The organism is Duodenibacillus massiliensis, from assembly GCF_900128485.1.
In the GTDB taxonomy this organism is placed as follows: domain Bacteria; phylum Pseudomonadota; class Gammaproteobacteria; order Burkholderiales; family Burkholderiaceae_F; genus Duodenibacillus; species Duodenibacillus massiliensis.
In genome coordinates, this window is sequence record NZ_LT635861.1 from 208,129 (window position 1) to 224,952 (window position 16,824).

The window sequence follows — 16,824 nt, forward strand, 5'->3', positions numbered from 1 at the left end:
GGTGGACCGCCGCTACTGGAAGCTGGGGGTGCCCTTTGTGACGGAAGTGACGCAGGACAATCCCGCGATGGCTTTTGCGCGCCCCGTGATTGCGCAGGACACCGGGGGCGCGATCCGCGGCGTGATCCGCTTTGACTACTTCTGGGGCTTCGGGGATATTGCGGGCGCTCAGGCCGGGCGGCAAAAGAGCCGGGCGCATGCCTGGGTGCTCGTGCCCCGCGGCATGAAGCCTTCTGACATTATGACGGCCCGTTAAGGCGGAATAACCCGAAGGAAATGAGGGTTATGGCTCTTTATAATCTGCGCACCTGAAATTTTTCGGCCTGCCGGCATTGAAGTCCGCGGGCTCCGTGGAGACAAAACACTATGTCTGAAAACGCAACCCAGACCCAGGCGCAGACGGCCCCCGCAGCCCCCGAAGCGGCGCCTGATCCCATCAAGTTCACCGACGCCTGCGTCGCCAAGGTAAAGGAACTCCTCGCTGAAGACGGCAACGCCGGCATGATGCTGCGCGTCTTTGTGCAGGGCGGCGGCTGCCAGGGCTTTCAGTACGGTTTTCAGTTTGAGGAAAAGCCCGGTGAAGACGACACCGAGATCGTGCGTGACGGTGTGACGTTCCTCGTTGATTCCCTGTCTTTCCAGTACCTCGTGGGCGCTGAAATCGACTACAAGGACGACCTTGAAGGTTCTCAGTTTGTGATCCGCAATCCCAATGCCGTGACGACCTGCTCCTGCGGCTCGTCTTTCTCGGCCTAAAGAGCCTTTTTCGGGCGGGTTTTGTCCCGGCCCAGTGCAAACCCGTGCGGCTTTCCTGCGTCGGCGCAAGAAAGCAACACGGGTTTTTCTTTTTCGGATCGGCTCTGTAATAAAAAGTTTCAATCCGTGTAGAATGGTTCGCGTTGGATGTTTACCTTAGGTCTTATCCCGACATTTTCTGTGTCGACTTAGGGTAAACAACAGGCCGGGACCCGCGTGGATAAGCTTCCGTACGATTTTCGGCCGGCAGAAACAGGTGTTTCCCTCGCTTGTTTCTGACGCAAAAAATGAAAACACTATCGGAGGAACTATGACCTTAACCGCTTGGATTGCCATAGCAGTCATTCTGGTGACGGTTTGGGCGCTCATTAAGCGCTTTGAAACGCGACTTACGCTGATGGCCGCCGGCCTGTTTCTGTGCGTGATCAGCCTTGACCCGATGATGGGTCTGAATCAGTTCGCAAAGTCCATGACGAATAATTCCCTCGTGATGGCAATCTGCGGCTCGATGGGCTTTGCGTTTACCGCCAGTTACGCTCAGTGCGACCGCTCGCTCGTGCATTACCTCTCCGCCCCCGTGCGTGGCCTCGGTATCTTCCTGATTCCGGTCTGCACTGTGATCACGTTCTTCGTGAACATTGCCATTCCCTCGGCCGCAGGCTGTGCCGCTGCCGTCGGTTCCACGCTCATCCCCGTGATGTTGCGCGCCGGCATTAAACCGGCTGCTGCCGCTGCCGCTGTTTTGGCCGGTACCATCGGCTCCTACCTCTCGCCCGGTACGTCGCACAACCCGTACGTGGCGAAGATGGCCAACATGGACGTGATGGACTTCATCGGTTTCCATTCCTACTATTCTCTGATGTGCGGTGTGATCGTCGCCGTGGGTGTCCTGATTGTCTGCCTCGTGCTGCGTGACAACAAGGGCGACACCAACGCTCAGGTTGACGAATCCAAACTTCAGAAGGGCGACTTCAAACCGAACCCCCTCAAGGCTCTCGTCATGCTTGTTCCGATCACGATCCTCGTTGTCGGCAACATGTGGGTTCCCGCCATCAAGATGGGTGTGGCACAGGCTATGTTGATCGGCGCGATCGCCGCGCTTGTGGTTTCCCTGACCAATCCGCAGCAGTTCTCCAAGGAATTCTTCAACGGTATGGGTAAGGGCTACGCCGACGTGATGGGCATCATCATCGCGGCAGGCGTGTTTGCCGCCGGTCTGCGAGCTTCCGGTCTTATCGACGTGTGCGTTGACGCTCTGAAGCATTCCAACGAATTCGCCCGCTGGGGCGGCGCTCTCGGTCCGTGGATCATGGGCGTTCTCACCGGTTCCGGCGACGCTGCAACGCTTGCCTTTAACGAAGCCGTGACCCCGCATGCGCCTGAATTCGGTATGAGCATTCACGGTCTGGGCGCCCTGGCGTTCCTGACCGGTGCTCTCGGCCGCACGATGTCTCCGCTTGCCGGTGTGACGATTCTGGTTTCCGGTATCGCCATGGTAAGCCCCGTTGAAGTCATCAAACGTACGGCGATCCCCTGCACGATTGCAGTGCTCGCGTGCGCCATCCTGATGGTCTAAACGCAAAAGACATAACCGGGCCTTCACGGGCCCGGCATCAAAAAGCCGGACGCTCTCTTTGCGGGACGTCCGGTTTTTTAGTGCCTGCAAAAAAGCCCGAAGGCTTTTTGAAACCTTCGGGCTTAAGTCCTTAACGGATCTGTGTCTTAATGAAGCCGCATACCGGGCTTGGCGCCGGGGAAGGGCTCAATGAGGTAGACGCCGCTCTTTTTGTCAGAAGCGTCGCTTGCTGCAAGCACCATGCCTTCGCTCACGCCGAAACGCATCTTGCGGGGTGCGAGGTTGGCAATCATCACAACAAGCTTACCCACGAGGTCTTCTGGCTTATAAAAGGCCTTAATGCCGGAAAAGACCTGGCGCAGACGTCCTTCGCCCACGTCAAGTTTCAGACACAAAAGTTTGTCGCTGCCTTCAACCGTCGTGCATTCGACAACCTTGGCAACACGCAGATCGGTCTTCACAAAGTCATCAATCGAGCAGGTAGCGGCAATGGCTTCACCGCCCGGGAGCACGGCTTCGGCCTTTTCTTCAACTTTGGCTTCCCCCGGAACGAGGGCATCGAGGTGCTTTTTCATGTCAACGCGGCCCATGAGGTGCTCAAACTTCGAGATGGGATGCGCGGATGTGAGCGGCGTATCGACTGAGGCCCAGGTGAGTTCCCCGCAGTTAAGGAACTTCTCCACGCGCTCAGCGGTCGCGGGAAGAATGGGCTTGAGGTAGAGCGTGAGCAGCCGGAAGGCTTCCAGGGCAATGGAGGCGGTGCGCTGCAGGGCCGGGGCTTGGGCGGGATCCTTGGCCTGTTCCCAGGGCTTTTCGCTGTCCACAAATTCGTTGACGCGGTCGGCAAGTTCCATCACGCGGCGCACCGCAGCGGCGTATTCGCGGTTTTCAAAGTCTTCGCGGATTTCAGGGGCGGCGGCGCGGATTTTGACAAGCAAGTCGTCTGCCATCGCGGCGTCGGAGACTTTGCCTTCAAAGCGCGAGAAGATAAAGCCAGCGGCGCGGCTTGCGATATTGACGTACTTGCCGATCAGCTCGGAATTAACGCGCGTTGCAAAGTCAGCCTTCGTAAAGTCCACGTCTTCGACGCGGCTTGTGAGTTTGGCGGCGAGGTAGTAGCGCAGCCACTCGGCGTTCATGCCGAGACGAATGTATTCAAGGGGACTGATCCCCGTACCGCGGGACTTACTCATCTTGCGGCCGTCCACGGTCACAAAGCCGTGCACGTTGATGTGGTCCGGCACACGGTAGGGTTTGCCGGCAAAGTGCAGCATCGCCGGCCAAAAGAGCGTGTGAAAGTAAATGATGTCCTTGCCGATGAAGTGAATCTGTTCGGTCGCAGGGTTCTCAAGTTCCTGCGTGAAGTCAAGGCCGGCTTTCTTGCAGTAGGCCTTAAAGCTTGCAAGATACCCCACCGGAGCGTCAAGCCAGACGTAGAAGTACTTGCCCGGAGCGTCCGGAATTTCAATGCCGAAGTAAGGCGCGTCGCGGGAAATATCCCAGTCGGCAAGGCCTGATTCGGTACCGAGCCACTCTTCGTCCTTGGCAAGAACCTCAGCCTGCACACGGGGCTTGCCGTCAGCGCCGTTGCCGGTTGTCCACTCGCGCAGGAATTCAACGGCACGGGGGTCGGAGAGCTTAAAGAAGTAGTGCGTGGAGGACTTGATCACAGGGGTGGTGCCGGAAAGCGCACTTTTCGGATCCACAAGGTCCGTGGGCGAATAAACCGATCCGCAGACTTCGCAGCTGTCACCGTACTGGTCCTTGGCGCCGCACTTCGGACACGTGCCCTTGATGTAGCGGTCGGCGAGGAACATCCCTTTTTCGGTGTCGTAGAACTGTTCGATGTCCTTGGTGTAGATAAGGCCGGCGGCCTTGAGTCTGCGGTATATGTCCTGGCTTAATTCCGTGTTTTCGGGGCTGTCGGTACAGTGCCAGTGATCAAACTTAATGAAGAAGTTGTCGAGGTACTCTTTGCGGCCCGCGGCAATTTCCGCAACGAACTGCTGCGGCGTCACGCCTTTTTTCTGCGCGGCGATCATGATCGGAGCGCCGTGGGCGTCGTCCGCCCCCACAAAGTGCACCGTATTGCCGCACATTCGCTCATGACGCACCCAGATGTCGGCCTGGATGTACTCCATGATGTGGCCGATGTGGAAAGGGCCGTTTGCGTAGGGCAGAGCGGTCGTCACAAAAAGATGGCGTTTCTTGTCAGTCATGATCACTTAAGCTAATGAGACGAAAGTACGGCTGGTAGCTCTCCGCTGTATAAGCGGGGGCAGGCGTAAGCCGTTAAACTATGCATTTTAATGCCGCAGGCGCCGTAGCGTCTGCTCCTATTGTTTTCTCTGAAGCCGTGCCTTGGGGCGCGGTTTCTTCTGATCTGGTTTTTGGTATGCATCCCGACGAACTCCGTAAGATTCTTGAGGCGGTCGCCGACCCCGTGTGCGGCCGGCCCTTTTCTGAACTTAAGGCCGTAAAGGCTGTGGAAGAAAAAGACGGCCTTCTCTGTGTGACCGTCAATCCGGGCTACCCCGTGAAGTCAACGGCCGCCAAGATTGAAAAGCTCGTGAAGGACAATTTGGCCGCCGCAGGCGTTGCCGAAGACAAAATCCGCGTCACGGTGACCGGCAACATCATCGCGCACCGCGTGCAGCGCACGTTAAAGACGCTCGCCAACGTCAAAAACATCATTGCCGTGAGTTCCGGCAAGGGCGGTGTGGGTAAGTCCACGGTTGCCGCAAACCTCGCCCTTGCGCTTAAAGCCGAAGGCGCTAAGGTCGGCATGCTGGACGCCGACATTTACGGGCCCTCCCAGCCCACGATGCTTGCCGCAAGCGGGCAACCTGAAAGCCTTGACGGCGTCAATATGGAACCCATTGTGAGTTACGGTATTGAAATCAATTCCGTGGGCTTCATGATCGATCCGGGCGAACCCATGATCTGGCGCGGCCCCTTGGTTGCCCAGGCGCTCACGCAACTTTTGAACCAGACGGCCTGGCATGACCTCGATTACCTTGTGATTGACATGCCCCCGGGAACCGGTGACATTCAGCTGACGCTCTCCCAGTCGGTTCCTGTGACCGGTGCCGTCGTCGTTACGACGCCTCAGGACATTGCGCTTCTTGACGCCAAAAAGGGCCTGCGCATGTTTGAGAAGGTCAACGTCCCGGTGTTGGGGATTGTTGAAAACATGGCGCTTTACGTCTGCCCGGAATGCGGCCACATGGAACACATCTTCGGTAAGGGCGGCGCCGAACGCATGAGTAAGCAGTACAACGTGCCGGTTTTAGGGCAGCTGCCGCTTGAAGCCGATATCCGAGAGGACGCTGACCGCGGTATGCCCACGGTGGTCGCCAAGCCCGACAGTAAGACCGCGGAAATTTACCGCGAGATTGCGCTCAAGGCCGCTGCCTATGTGGCGCTGGCGGCCCGCGACACGAGCCGCATCATGCCGGGCGTGAAGGTCGTAAACGACTAAGCGTTTCTGTCGGTTAAGAAAAAGGCGGGCCTTGCGGTCCGCTTTTTTTCGCAAAAAACGGACGGAAAAATCTCTTTTAGATTCCCAGGACTCTGGCAGTCAGTTGCGGGCGGAGTATGGTTTAAAAAACCGACAAACTTTTCGAAAAGCGCTTTTTGTCGGTTGTATCCGACAAATTTTCAAAAATCGGAAGTTTGTCGGATAGAAAAGAGCTTACTTTTCAGCCGCCGCAAGCATTTCAGCTGCGGCACTGCGGGTGGCCTCGGTGATGACGGTGCCGCCTGCCATACGGGCGATCTCGTCGACGCGCTCTGCGGGCGTGAGGTCGGTAAGGTGCGAGACGGTCTCCCCGTGCTCGGTTTTCTTCATCACCTTCCACTGATTGTTGCCGCAGGCAGCGACCTGCGGCAGATGCGTGACGCAGAGCACCTGCCTTGAGGTTCCGAGGCGTCTTAAAAGGCGTCCCACCACTTCGGCAACGGCCCCGCCGATACCGCTGTCGACTTCGTCAAAAATCAGGGTCGGCACGGGCGTAATCTGTGCGGTAATGACGGCAATCGCAAGCGAGATGCGGGCAAGTTCGCCACCCGAAGCGACCTTGGTGAGCGCGCGGGGCGTGGCGCCCGCGTGGCCGCTTACCAAAAACTCACAGCGCTCAACGCCCCCGGCCCAGGGTTCGCACGCAGGCAGCGTGACCTCAAGTCGGCCGCCCGCCATCGAAAGCGTCTGCATTTCCGCGGTGACCGCCTTGGAAAGTTTGGCGGCGCCGGCTTTTCTCAGAGCCGTCAATTCCGCGGCTTTGGCGAGAAATACCTTTTTGTCGGCGGCTTCCTTAAGCCGCAGGCCGTCCAGGTCCGCGCTTTCTTCGATTTCCGAGAGCCTTTTTTTGGTTTCTTCCCAGAGCGTAAAGAGTTCGTCGGGTGCCCGGTGAAATTTTCGGGAGATCCGCCAGTAGGCGTTAAGCCGTTCGTCCACTTCTTCAAAGCGGCCTTCGTCTAAGTCACAGTGATCCAGATGCCGGCCGATATCGCGCGAGCAGTCATCAATGATGGTGCAGGCCTGCTGAATGCTTTCGGCATATTCAGCATAGGTTTCATCGTACTTTGAAGCACTCACAAGCTCATTGTGGGCGCGTGTCAGAAGGTTGGAGGCGCTGTCCGAGCCGTCCGTGAGGTTTTCAAGCGCACCCCGGACATTGGTGAGAATGTCGGCGGCGTTGGAGAGCATCGAGTGTTCGTCGCTTACCTTATCCCACTCGCCTTCCCGGGGATTGAGTTCTGCAAGGATCTCATTCATCCAGGACAGTTTTTCGCTTTCGGCCTGTAGCCGCTCGCGGTCTTCGGTGGCTTGTTTGAGTAGGAGCGCCGTCTTCTGCCAGGCGTCCCACGCGGCCTTGACGGCCAGAAGCTGCGGTTTGACGTTGGAAAAGCCGTCCACGAGCTGCAGCTGATGCGAGGGCTTTAAAAGCGACTGATGGGCGTGCTGCCCGTGAATGTCCACGAGCCGCTCGCCCAGTTCCTTCATCTGCGCCACAGTGACCGGCGTGCCGTTGATCCAGCAGCGCGAGCGGCCCTTGACGTCCACCGTGCGGCGCAGGAGCAGTACGCCGTCTTCGCTTGTGAGTTCTGCGGCTTCAAGCCAGGCGGAGGCTCGGGGCGTTGCGCTGAATTCCGCGGTCACTTCCGTGCGCTCAGCTCCTTCACGGATCACGCCCGTGTCGCTTCGCGCCCCGAGAACGAGTTCCAGGGCATCAATGAGAATCGATTTGCCCGCGCCCGTTTCACCGGTCAGGCAGGTAAGGCCCGCCTTGGCTTCAATCGTGAGCGTGCGGACGATCACAAAGTCTTTCAGTGACAGGAGTGTGAGCATGGTGTGTGTCTCGTCGGGCGGCGTTACGGCAGAAACGGATCGGCTTTGGGAGTGTCATCGTTCTCGGCGTCAGGCTCCCGGCCGGTGATTTCCTTCACGTGAATCGGTTTTTCCGCCTGCGGCAGGTAGTTCCATTTGAGTTTGCGGCGCAGAAGGTCAAAGTGGTTGTAGCCGATGGGATGCAGCATCGTGAAGGTGTTCGGAGACACCGACACGCGCACGATGTCGCCCACGGCGACGTCAAAGAGCACCTGGGCATCGAAACTGGCGACCGCACTGCGGGTTTCGTTGATTTCGATATCCACGACGGAGGTGGAGGAAAGCACCACGGGGCGGTTGGAAAGCGTATGCGGGGCAATCGGCACGAGAAGCATGGAAAGCACATGCGGGTGCATGATGGGGCCGCCCGCGGCCATCGCGTAGGCGGTGCTGCCCGTGGAAGAACTCACCAAAACGCCGTCGGCGCGCTGCACGGCCATCTGCTGGCCGTCAACGTAAACCGTGTATTCGACCATGCCGAGGGCTCGGCCGTGGCTGATGCCGATGTCGTTGACGGCAACGCTTGAAAAGATTTCTTCGCCGCCACGGAAAATGCGTCCGAAAAGAAGGTGCCGCCGGTCGGTCTGACAGTGGCCTGCGAGCATCATCGGAAGAATCCGGGGCATGTCCTCAAGCACAATGTCCGTGATAAAGCCGAGGCGCCCGGCATTAATCCCGATGATGGGAATGTCGTGGGGCCAGAGGCGCCGTGCCGCGCTTAACATCGTGCCGTCGCCGCCCAAAACCACGGCAACGTCAGCGCGTGAGGCGAGCTCCTCGTCAGAGAGTACCGGCCAGGGCGCCTCGCCCTCAGCAAAGTACGACCCCGTCTGCTTATCCAGAAGCGGCTCCAGGCCCGATTTCAAAATGAGCTTGATCAACGCTTCAATATAGGGCCTCATGGGCCCTGCGGGCTTGGAGAAAACGGCGGCGCGTGAAAAGTGAGGCATAGAGGAAAATTCCAGTGGCCAAAACCCAAAAAGACGCGAAACAACACAAATGGGCTGTTTCGCGTCCGTCGGATGATGCCGGTGTCAGAGTCCCGGATTAATCATCGAGATCCGGCGTTTCAACGCCCAGCACCTTATGCAGTTTCGGGCTTGTGGTCGTGTACTGCAGGAAAACCTTCTTTTCCGGGAAGACGTAGTGCGAGGCGCCGAAGGCGGCCAAAGCACACTCATGAAAGCCCGAAAGAATGAGCTTTTTCTTGCCGGGATAGGTGTTGATGTCACCCACGGCGAAAATGCCCGGAATTGAGCTTTCAAACTTCTCGGTGTCAACGACGATCTGCTTGCGCTCAAGCTGAAGTCCCCAGTCGGCAATCGGGCCGATCTTGGGCTGAAGACCGAAAAAGACCAGGAGGTGGTCAAGCGGCATGCGGCGCGTGACGCCGTCGGCGCCGGTGACGCGGATTTCAGTCATGCGGCCGTCTTTTTCTTCAAAACCGGTGACCTGGCCCACTTCAAACTGCATTTCCCAGTTTTCGCAGAGTTCCTTCATCTTGGCAACGGACGCAGTCTGTGCGCGGAACCCGTCGCGGCGGTGAATGAGAACGACGCTCTCGGCCTTGCCCACGAGGTTGAGGGTCCAGTCAAGGGCAGAGTCGCCCCCGCCGCAGATCACGATATTTTTGCCCTTAAAGAGTTCGGGGTCGCGCACACGGTAGTGAAGCTGCGTGCCTTCAAACTTTTCAATGCCGGGAACGCGCAAGGGCCGGGCCTGGAAGGAACCCACGCCCGCGGCGATAATGACGACCTTGCAGAGGAACCGTGTCCCCTTGTCGGTTTCAACGTCAAAACGCCCGTCTTCGCGTTTTTTAACGACCGTCACTTCTTCGCCGAGGTGAAACTGAGCGCCGAAGGGGTGAATCTGCTTTAAGAGGTTTTCGGTGAGTTCGTACGAGGAATACACCGGCACCGCGGGGATGTCGTAAATGGGCTTGGTGGGGTAGAGCTCCATGCACTGGCCGCCGACATTTTTCAGCGAGTCGACAACGTGGGCCTTGATTTCAAGAAGTCCCAGCTCAAAGACCTGGAAAAGCCCGACGGGACCGGCGCCCACAATAACGGCATCGGTTTCAATCACATCGTCGGTGTGCGGTGCAATGGTCAGATAATCTTCAATTGCCATGGTAACGGTAGGCCTGAAAAGGCCTTTCTGATCGAATTGAGTAAAGCCCGAAGGCGGGCGCGGGATCCTGCTTGTTCAAACACGCCGCAACGCCCGCTCGGAGTCGCAAAACTCCGTCGGGTGACAATCAAGGGCATTTTCGCATATTTCAGGGCGCGTGAAATCATCCGTTCGTGGGCTTTTTTGCACGCAAAATAAGGCGCACGGCTTACTTCTGCCGGTCTTTTTCTTCATCGAGCACAATACGGCGCTGCTCACGTAATTTCGCGTCGATTTCGCTCATCGTGTAGAAGTCGCCGTCGTTGGCCTGCTGCGCCTTGTCAAACTGATAGACCGCGGCGCGGGCGTTACCCATGAGGGCGTACATGTCCCCGGTGGCGGCAAACGCAAGAGAGCGCTGCCCTGTGGCCTCATAGCTTCTGGCAAGCATCGCAAAGTAATCCGGGTCTTCGTGCGAAAGTGCCGTCTGGTTTCGGAGAAACTTCAGCACTTCCGTGTTTTTGCCGGCCTGCCAAAGAAGTTCGGCATAACTTTGCGCGGCCATCGCTGAGTCCGGATAGCGCTCGTAGGTCTTTCGGGAGAGCTTTAAGGCGGCATCTTTTTCGGATGCGGTTTTTGCAAGCGCATAGCTCATCTCGGCAAGGTTTTTGTCAAGAATAATGCTGTCGTCCCTCACACTTTGCGCGGCAAGCCGGGCTTCCGAGAGGGCCTCGGCTTTCTTATTCATGCGCGAAAGGGCGATACTCAACCCGTAGTGCGCCGCCGCGAGTTCCTTCCCCTTAGCCTTTGCCAGGGCGTCCCGGAAGTAGCGGCTTACCTTGAGCCACCCGTCGTAGCCCGTTTCCTGCAGCACGCGGCAGCGCGCCTGAATGAGGTAAAAGTCAAGACTGCTCGGGTAAACCGCACGCTTGATTCCCTTGGAGCGGTTTTCCATGTCGCTTAAGCGTTCATTGGTAAGCGGATGGGTGGACAAAAAGGCCGTGGCGTCGTTTTCGTAGTAGCGGTTGCTTTTTTGCAGCCGGGCAAAGAAGTTTTCCATGCCGTGGGGGTCAAATCCGGCGTTGACGAGCGTCTGAAAGCCGATTCGGTCGGCTTCGCGTTCGGCGTCCCGGGAAAATTTAAGCTGATTCTGAATCAGAGCCCCTTGTGTTCCGAGGGCAATCGCCATGGCGGCGTCACCCCCGGAGGAGCCGCCCGCCTTGGCGGCCAAAAGCGCGAGAAGAATTGAACCGAGGGTAATCGCAAGCGAGTCTTTTCCGCCCGCAATCATGCGGGCAATGTGGCGCTGCGTGACGTGCCCGACTTCGTGCCCGATGACGCCCGCGAGTTCACTCTCGTTTTTGGCGGCGACGATGAGCCCCGTGTGCACCGCAACAAAGCCCCCGGGCATGGCAAAGGCGTTGAGGCTTGCGTCACGCAGCGGGAAAAAGACGAAACTGAAGGGTTGCGAGCGGCCGGCCGCAACAAGCCGCCAGCCGAGGCGGTTTAAGTAGTCCGCAATTTCTTCGTCGGGAAGATACGTTTTGTCGGCGCGCACCTGGCGCATGAGGGTTTCACCCAAGGCTCGTTCGTCCGCAAGCGACAGATCGGCCCCTGCCACCGTGCCGAGGCTCGGGAGGTTTAAGTCGGGTAGAGGCTGCCCGGCGGCAAAGGCGCCTGCCGCGGGCGTGAGCGCCAAAGAGGCGCAGACAGCGGCGATGACGGAGTGTTTGAAAAAAGCGGTTTTCACAATGCGGCCGGTATGAGTTGGTAATACTGCAGAAGACGGGCCTTTCCATAAAGTCCGCTGACAGTGTTCCCGCTATCATAGCGGCCCGATGCAGGCCCTTTTCAGGCAGGCAACAAATTTGTACGAACTCTTTTCGTGTGGTTACAGAAATGGCAGAACTGACGCATTTTGATGCCGCGGGCAACGCGCATATGGTGGATGTGGGTGCAAAGGCCGAAACAAAGCGCCTTGCGCGCGCCGTGGGAAAAATCCGCATGAAGCCCGAGACCTTTGCGCTCGTTGCTTCCGGTACTGCAAAAAAAGGTGACGTGATCGGCGTGGCGCGGATTGCCGCGATCATGGCAAGTAAAAAGACCTCAGAACTCATCCCCTTGTGCCATCCGATTGCGCTTACGCACGTCACGGTTGACTTTGAGCTTTGCCCCGAAACAAGTGAAGTCCTCTGCTCCGCCGTCTGCGAAACCAAGGGGCAGACGGGCGTTGAGATGGAAGCGCTCACGGCGGTGGAAGTGGGACTTCTCACGGTCTACGATATGTTGAAAGCCGTGGACCGCTTTATGGAAATCGGCGGCATTCACCTCGAAGAAAAGGCGGGCGGCAAGTCCGGCCACTGGGTGGCTGCCGACACCAAGGCAACGTTTGAGGACTGAGCGCGTCATGCCGGAAGTGAGAGAAGGCAGCGCATTTGCCGCTGCCTTTAAGGATTCTATCCCCGTTTTTATGGGGTACGTGCCCTTGGGGATCGTTTTCGGTTTTCTTTTTGTGCAGGCGGGCGGCAGCTGGGAGATGGCGGCCTTGGCAAGCCTCATCGTTTACGGCGGTGCCTCGCAGTACATGATGATTCCGATGCTTGTGGCCTCAATGCCCGTGGCGGCGATTGCCCTTGCGACACTCGTCATCAACCTGCGGCACGTCTTTTACGGGATTTCGCTTCTCACGAAAATCCCGCAGCACGGCTGGAAGCGCTGGTACATCGTTTTTGCTCTCACGGACGAAACCTTTTCGCTTTTGACGATTCTGCCGGAAGGTACGCACGCGGCTCGGGTGGTGTGGCTCGCGTTTTTAAACCATATGTGGTGGCTTTTGGGCACTGTGATCGGTGCCGCAATCGGCGCTCAGGCCCAGACTGACCTCGTCGGCATTGACTTCGTGCTCACCGCGCTTTTTGCAATGCTTGCTGCCGAGCAGTGGCGGGCGCGCGTTTCGGCCTGGCCCCTTGTGGCGGCGCTCGTTTCCTTTGCTTTGGCGCGCTGGCTCTGGCCTGACTATGCGCTTGCCGTTTCCATGGCCTTTTGCGTGGTAGCGGGCTTTGTCTGGGCCGTCAAGCGCCGCAAAGACGCCTGTGTGAGAGGTGATGCCGCGGGAGGCGCACAATGAACGATACGCTTTACGTCATCACGGTGTTTCTCGCGATGGGCGCCGTGACTTTTGCCGAAAGAGCGCTTCCCTTCGTCGCAAGCCACTGGCTTAAAAACCAGGCCTGGGTAAGAGATGTCGGCAGTTTCCTGCCGCTGGCCGTCATGGTGCTTTTGGTTTTAAGTTCCGGTGCCGGCTTTGCCGCGGGACACACGGGGCTGCCGTGGCAGGAAACCGTGAGTGTGCTTCTCACGGTTTTTGTGCAGTGGTTTTTCAGAAATTCGCTTGTGAGTATCTTCGCCGGAACGGCGCTTTACGTGGTGCTGCGCAATAATCTGCTTGCGGGAATTTTCTGAGTACGGAGTCTGCGATGCTAAACAACCCGCGCTTGAAAGCGCGGGGTTTGCTGACACGGTGCAGGCTTTCCCGTAACAACCAAGGTTTTTGAGGCCTTGTCTGCCCGGGCGTTCCCTGCGCCACAGGAACATTTAAAACGCAACCGCTCTACGGGTACGGGCTTCATCAGCTCGATCCGTCGGTTCCGGCGAAGGACTGCTTCGTCTTGCCGATTCGTTGGTTTGTACTGTTGCTGAAAGATGAGCTTCTTTCTGCCAGGCATCCGGGGCTTCAGCCTTTATCACCAGATCCAGAACCTCGAGCGTCCACGTCTTAGCCTTCCAACGCAACCCTGTTTTGTTTGATTTTCCCTCAACGCTGTGCAAGCCGCAGCCGGTCTGCGGCGTTAAAGATTCCCGGTTCTGAAGCGGGTTGGCGTCAAAGGACGAAACTCAAGGCATTTTTGCCGGGAAAACCGCTGTTTTGCTGTTTTGAAGCCGCGCCTTTTCCATTAAAATGAAAAAATTACGCCGCGCAAAAGGCGCTGCAGTCCTTTTGCCGGAAACAACACGCAATCATGACCATGACCGATACGGAAAAGAAAACCGAAGGTGCCGAAGGCGCCGTGAAAACGACCAATTTCCTGCGCAACATCATCGAGGCCGATCTTGCCGAGGGCAACAATCTGCCGCGTTTCTGGTGCGGACATCCCGCGCCCTACACGGAGCAACAGGAAAAGGGGGCGCCTGACGTTGCAAAAATCCGCACGCGTTTCCCGCCGGAACCCAACGGCTACCTCCACATCGGTCACGCCAAGAGTATCTGCCTGAACTTTGGGCTGGCGCGTGACTACGGCGGCTACTGCCACATGCGCTTTGACGACACCAATCCGGTGAAGGAAGACCAGGAGTACGTTGACGCGATCAAGGAAAGCGTCAACTGGCTCGGCTTTGACTGGAAGCACGGCAAAGAGGTCGATCTCTACTACGCATCCAACTACTTTGACTGGATGTATGAGTTTGCCGAGCACCTCATTAAGACCGGCTACGCCTACGTTGACGAACAAAGCGCCGACGAGATGCGCGAAAACCGCGGCACGCTCACCGAGCCCGGCAAGAATTCACCCTTCCGTGACAGAACGCCCGAGGAAAACCTCAGAATCTTCCGCGAAATGCGCGACGGCAAGCACGCCGAAGGCTCCATGGTTCTGAGAGCCAAGATTGATATGGCTTCGCCCAACATCAATCTGCGCGATCCCGCGATCTACCGTATCCGCTTTGCCGAACACCAGGCAACCGGCAACAAGTGGTGCATCTACCCGATGTACACCTTTGCGCATCCGATTGAAGATACGCTTGAAAACATCACGCACTCGATCTGCACGCTCGAATTTGAAGACCAGCGCGCCTTCTATGACTGGGCGCTGGAGCGTGTGGTGCCGGCACTGCGCGCACCGCAGTTTGCTGAAGCAAAGAAAATTTTGGCTGACATGGAAGCCGGGCGCGACGAGCGGGCGCTTGCCTTTGCGCGCGCTGCCTTTAATGCCCGCGAAAAGCTCGGGCAGAGTGCACCGGAAGCCGCTATGGCCGAACTCTTTGACCACTGGAGCGCGACGGGCGGCCCGGAGACTCTTACAAGCACCGAAGGAAAGACCTTCTTTGCGCTTTTGACGCAGCACGCGGAAAACTTCACGCCGCTCTTACAAGCCGCGCTCTCGGTGGTCCGGAAGAACTTCTTCCTTTTGTCGCATCAGTACGAATTTAACCGCCTCAACCTCACCTATGTCGTTTTGAGCAAACGTAAGCTCATCCGCATGGTCACCGAAAAGCTCGTGGACGGTTGGGATGATCCCCGCATGCCCACGATCGTCGGCCTGCGCCGCCGCGGCTATACGCCGCAGGCACTGCAGAACTTTGCGGAAAAGTGCGGTGTGAGCCGTGCCGCGGGCGGCTGGATTGATTACAGCGTGCTTGAGCAGAGCCTCAGAGAAGATCTTGAAGCCACGGCCGTGCGCCGCATCGGTGTGGTAAATCCCCTCAAACTTGTGATCGACAACTATCCGGACGATCTCACCGAGGAACTTGAAGCCCCGAACCATCCGCAAAAGCCCGAGATGGGAAGCCGCAAGCTCACGATGAGCAAGACCCTCTGGATTGAGGCCGATGACTTTGCGGAAGTGCCGCCGAAGGGCTACCGGCGTCTGACGATTCCCGCGGACGGTACGCCCGCCAAGCCCGTGCGCCTGCGCTACGGCTATGTGATCGTGCCCGTGTCCTTTGAAAAGGATGAAAACGGCAAGGTCACCTGCGTGCATGCCAACTATCTCCCGGAAACGAAGACCGGGACAGCGGGCGCCGATTCGGTGAAGACGAAGGCTGCCATTCACTGGCTTGACGCCAAGACCGCGCGTGCCGCTGAAATCCGGCTCTATGACCGGCTCTTTACCGAAGCTCATCCCGATTCCGCGGACGACTTCACGACCGTCATGAACCGCGACAGCAAGCGTACCGTCACGGGCTATGTGGAACCGGCGGTTGCAGAGGCTGCCAAGGACGAGCGCTTCCAGTTTGAACGTACGGGGTACTTTGTCACTGACCGCGTCGATCACACGAGCGACCATCCGGTGTTAAACCTTGCCGTCGGCCTGCGTGACAGCTGGGGCAAGGCCGCGAAGTAAGGTAATGTTGAATTAAACAGTAAAAGGCCGACGGCGGGAAGAATCCTCTCCGGACGGCCTTTTCGTTTTTGGTAAAGTTCGAAAAATGAAGAAGGTTTTCTTATCAGCTCTTACAACGGCTGCCGCAGCGGCCTTTCTTTCGGTCGGTACGGCTTACGCTGCCGGCAACACCACGATTGACTCCTTTAACGAAGCCAAGAAAACGCTGGAGCGAAAGGTCTACATGGATCACCGTGTGACTTTCTACTGCCGTGCGGTCTTTGACTCGCGCAAAAACATTACGCTGCCGGACGGTTTTACGACGCCCAAACACGAAAAGCGGGCGCGGCGCATTGAGTGGGAGCACGTCGTGCCGGCGGAAAACTTCGGGCGCTTTTTTAAAGAGTGGCGTGAGGGCGATGCCAAGTGCGTGGATAACCGTGGCAGGAACTTTAAGGGCCGCAAGTGCGCGGAAAAGGTGAACGAAGAGTACCGCTACATGCAAAGCGACATGTATAACCTTTATCCGGCAATCGGCGCTGTCAATGCGCTGCGCAGCAACTATAACTACGCGATGCTGCCCGCAGCCAAGGTGACGTTCGGCACGTGTCCAATGAAGATCGAAGACCGCCGCGCTGAGCCCCCGGAATACACCCGCGGCACGATCGGCCGCACGATGCTTTATATGGCGGACAGTTACCCCAAGATGCGGCTTTCAGATCAGCAGCGAAAGCTCGCCGAAGCCTGGGCCAAACAGTATGCGCCTGACGCTTGGGAGTGCACCCGCGCCAAGCGCATTGCGCGGCTTCAGGGTAATGAAAACAAGTTTGTTGCGGAAGCCTGCCGTAAAGCAGGGCTCTACTGATCTCTGTTGTTTCGTCTGTGAGCAGGGCGGC

Annotated in this window: 15 protein-coding genes; 9 read left to right on the forward strand and 6 right to left on the reverse strand. The window is 57.8% G+C overall.

Going from position 1 to position 16,824, the window contains the following annotated elements; translation table 11 throughout:
• From BQ7486_RS12065 to dcuC, 3 genes are all read left to right on the forward strand, one after another.
• Positions 1-256, forward strand: a 256-nt coding sequence (locus tag BQ7486_RS12065; RefSeq protein WP_268874088.1) for a 3D domain-containing protein, incomplete at its 5' end; no start/stop codon positions are given.
• Between the two features lie 110 nt (positions 257-366).
• A complete protein-coding gene (erpA, locus tag BQ7486_RS08425) occupies positions 367-756 on the forward strand; it encodes an iron-sulfur cluster insertion protein ErpA (protein ID WP_022372885.1) in 390 nt (129 codons plus the stop codon).
• A gap of 310 nt (positions 757-1,066) precedes the next feature.
• The gene (gene dcuC / locus BQ7486_RS08430; RefSeq protein ID WP_074010103.1) at positions 1,067-2,332 is read left to right on the forward strand and encodes a C4-dicarboxylate transporter DcuC; all 1,266 of its coding nucleotides are present in this window, start codon (positions 1,067-1,069) and stop codon (positions 2,330-2,332) included.
• 146 nt (positions 2,333-2,478) lie between these two features.
• Here the strand turns inward: dcuC and metG are convergent, their stop codons facing one another.
• Positions 2,479-4,551 (reverse strand): methionine--tRNA ligase, encoded by a 2,073-nt coding sequence (metG, locus tag BQ7486_RS08435; RefSeq protein WP_074009703.1) that lies wholly within the window; start codon positions 4,549-4,551, stop codon positions 2,479-2,481.
• Positions 4,552-4,727: 176 nt separating this feature from the next.
• Here metG and apbC point away from each other — a divergent pair, with 176 nt between their 5' ends.
• Positions 4,728-5,813 carry an iron-sulfur cluster carrier protein ApbC gene (gene apbC / locus BQ7486_RS08440; protein ID WP_022372882.1) on the forward strand — a complete coding sequence of 362 codons (1,086 nt, stop codon included), beginning with the start codon at positions 4,728-4,730 and terminating at the stop codon, positions 5,811-5,813.
• 213 nt (positions 5,814-6,026) lie between these two features.
• Here apbC and recN read toward each other — a convergent pair whose 3' ends face one another.
• From recN to BQ7486_RS08460, 4 genes are all read right to left on the reverse strand, one after another.
• Positions 6,027-7,682, reverse strand: a complete 1,656-nt coding sequence (gene recN / locus BQ7486_RS08445; protein ID WP_074009704.1) for a DNA repair protein RecN — start codon at positions 7,680-7,682, stop codon at positions 6,027-6,029.
• Between the two features lie 23 nt (positions 7,683-7,705).
• Entirely contained in the window at positions 7,706-8,671 is a 966-nt protein-coding gene (locus tag BQ7486_RS08450; RefSeq protein ID WP_022372880.1) for an NAD(+)/NADH kinase, read from the reverse strand.
• Positions 8,672-8,768: 97 nt separating this feature from the next.
• Positions 8,769-9,851 carry an NAD(P)/FAD-dependent oxidoreductase gene (locus BQ7486_RS08455; protein WP_022372879.1) on the reverse strand — a complete coding sequence of 361 codons (1,083 nt, stop codon included), beginning with the start codon at positions 9,849-9,851 and terminating at the stop codon, positions 8,769-8,771.
• Positions 9,852-10,059: 208 nt separating this feature from the next.
• Positions 10,060-11,580 (reverse strand): beta-barrel assembly-enhancing protease, encoded by a 1,521-nt coding sequence (locus tag BQ7486_RS08460; protein WP_235836777.1) that lies wholly within the window; start codon positions 11,578-11,580, stop codon positions 10,060-10,062.
• A 149-nt stretch (positions 11,581-11,729) separates the two neighbouring features.
• Between BQ7486_RS08460 and moaC the strand changes: the two genes are divergently transcribed.
• The 3 genes from moaC to BQ7486_RS08475 are packed head-to-tail and all read left to right on the forward strand — an operon-like array spanning position 11,730 to position 13,292.
• Positions 11,730-12,230 carry a cyclic pyranopterin monophosphate synthase MoaC gene (moaC, locus tag BQ7486_RS08465; RefSeq protein WP_022372877.1) on the forward strand — a complete coding sequence of 167 codons (501 nt, stop codon included), beginning with the start codon at positions 11,730-11,732 and terminating at the stop codon, positions 12,228-12,230.
• Between the two features lie 7 nt (positions 12,231-12,237).
• The gene (locus tag BQ7486_RS08470; protein WP_074009705.1) at positions 12,238-12,957 is read left to right on the forward strand and encodes an AzlC family ABC transporter permease; all 720 of its coding nucleotides are present in this window, start codon (positions 12,238-12,240) and stop codon (positions 12,955-12,957) included.
• Positions 12,954-13,292, forward strand: a complete 339-nt coding sequence (locus BQ7486_RS08475; RefSeq protein WP_074009706.1) for a branched-chain amino acid transporter permease — start codon at positions 12,954-12,956, stop codon at positions 13,290-13,292. The genes BQ7486_RS08470 and BQ7486_RS08475 overlap by 4 nt, the downstream gene beginning before the upstream one ends.
• Before the next feature lie 132 nt (positions 13,293-13,424).
• On the opposite strand, the gene BQ7486_RS11760 is transcribed toward BQ7486_RS08475, so the two are convergent.
• Entirely contained in the window at positions 13,425-13,658 is a 234-nt protein-coding gene (locus BQ7486_RS11760; protein ID WP_143183122.1) for a hypothetical protein, read from the reverse strand.
• A 191-nt stretch (positions 13,659-13,849) separates the two neighbouring features.
• Between BQ7486_RS11760 and BQ7486_RS08480 the strand changes: the two genes are divergently transcribed.
• Both BQ7486_RS08480 and BQ7486_RS08485 read left to right on the forward strand, forming a co-directional pair.
• A complete protein-coding gene (locus BQ7486_RS08480) occupies positions 13,850-15,949 on the forward strand; it encodes a glutamine--tRNA ligase (RefSeq protein ID WP_084765846.1) in 2,100 nt (699 codons plus the stop codon).
• Between the two features lie 85 nt (positions 15,950-16,034).
• On the forward strand, positions 16,035-16,793 hold the full coding sequence (locus tag BQ7486_RS08485; RefSeq protein WP_074009707.1) for an endonuclease: 759 nt from the start codon (positions 16,035-16,037) through the stop codon (positions 16,791-16,793).
• The last annotated feature ends 31 nt before the right edge of the window (positions 16,794-16,824 follow it).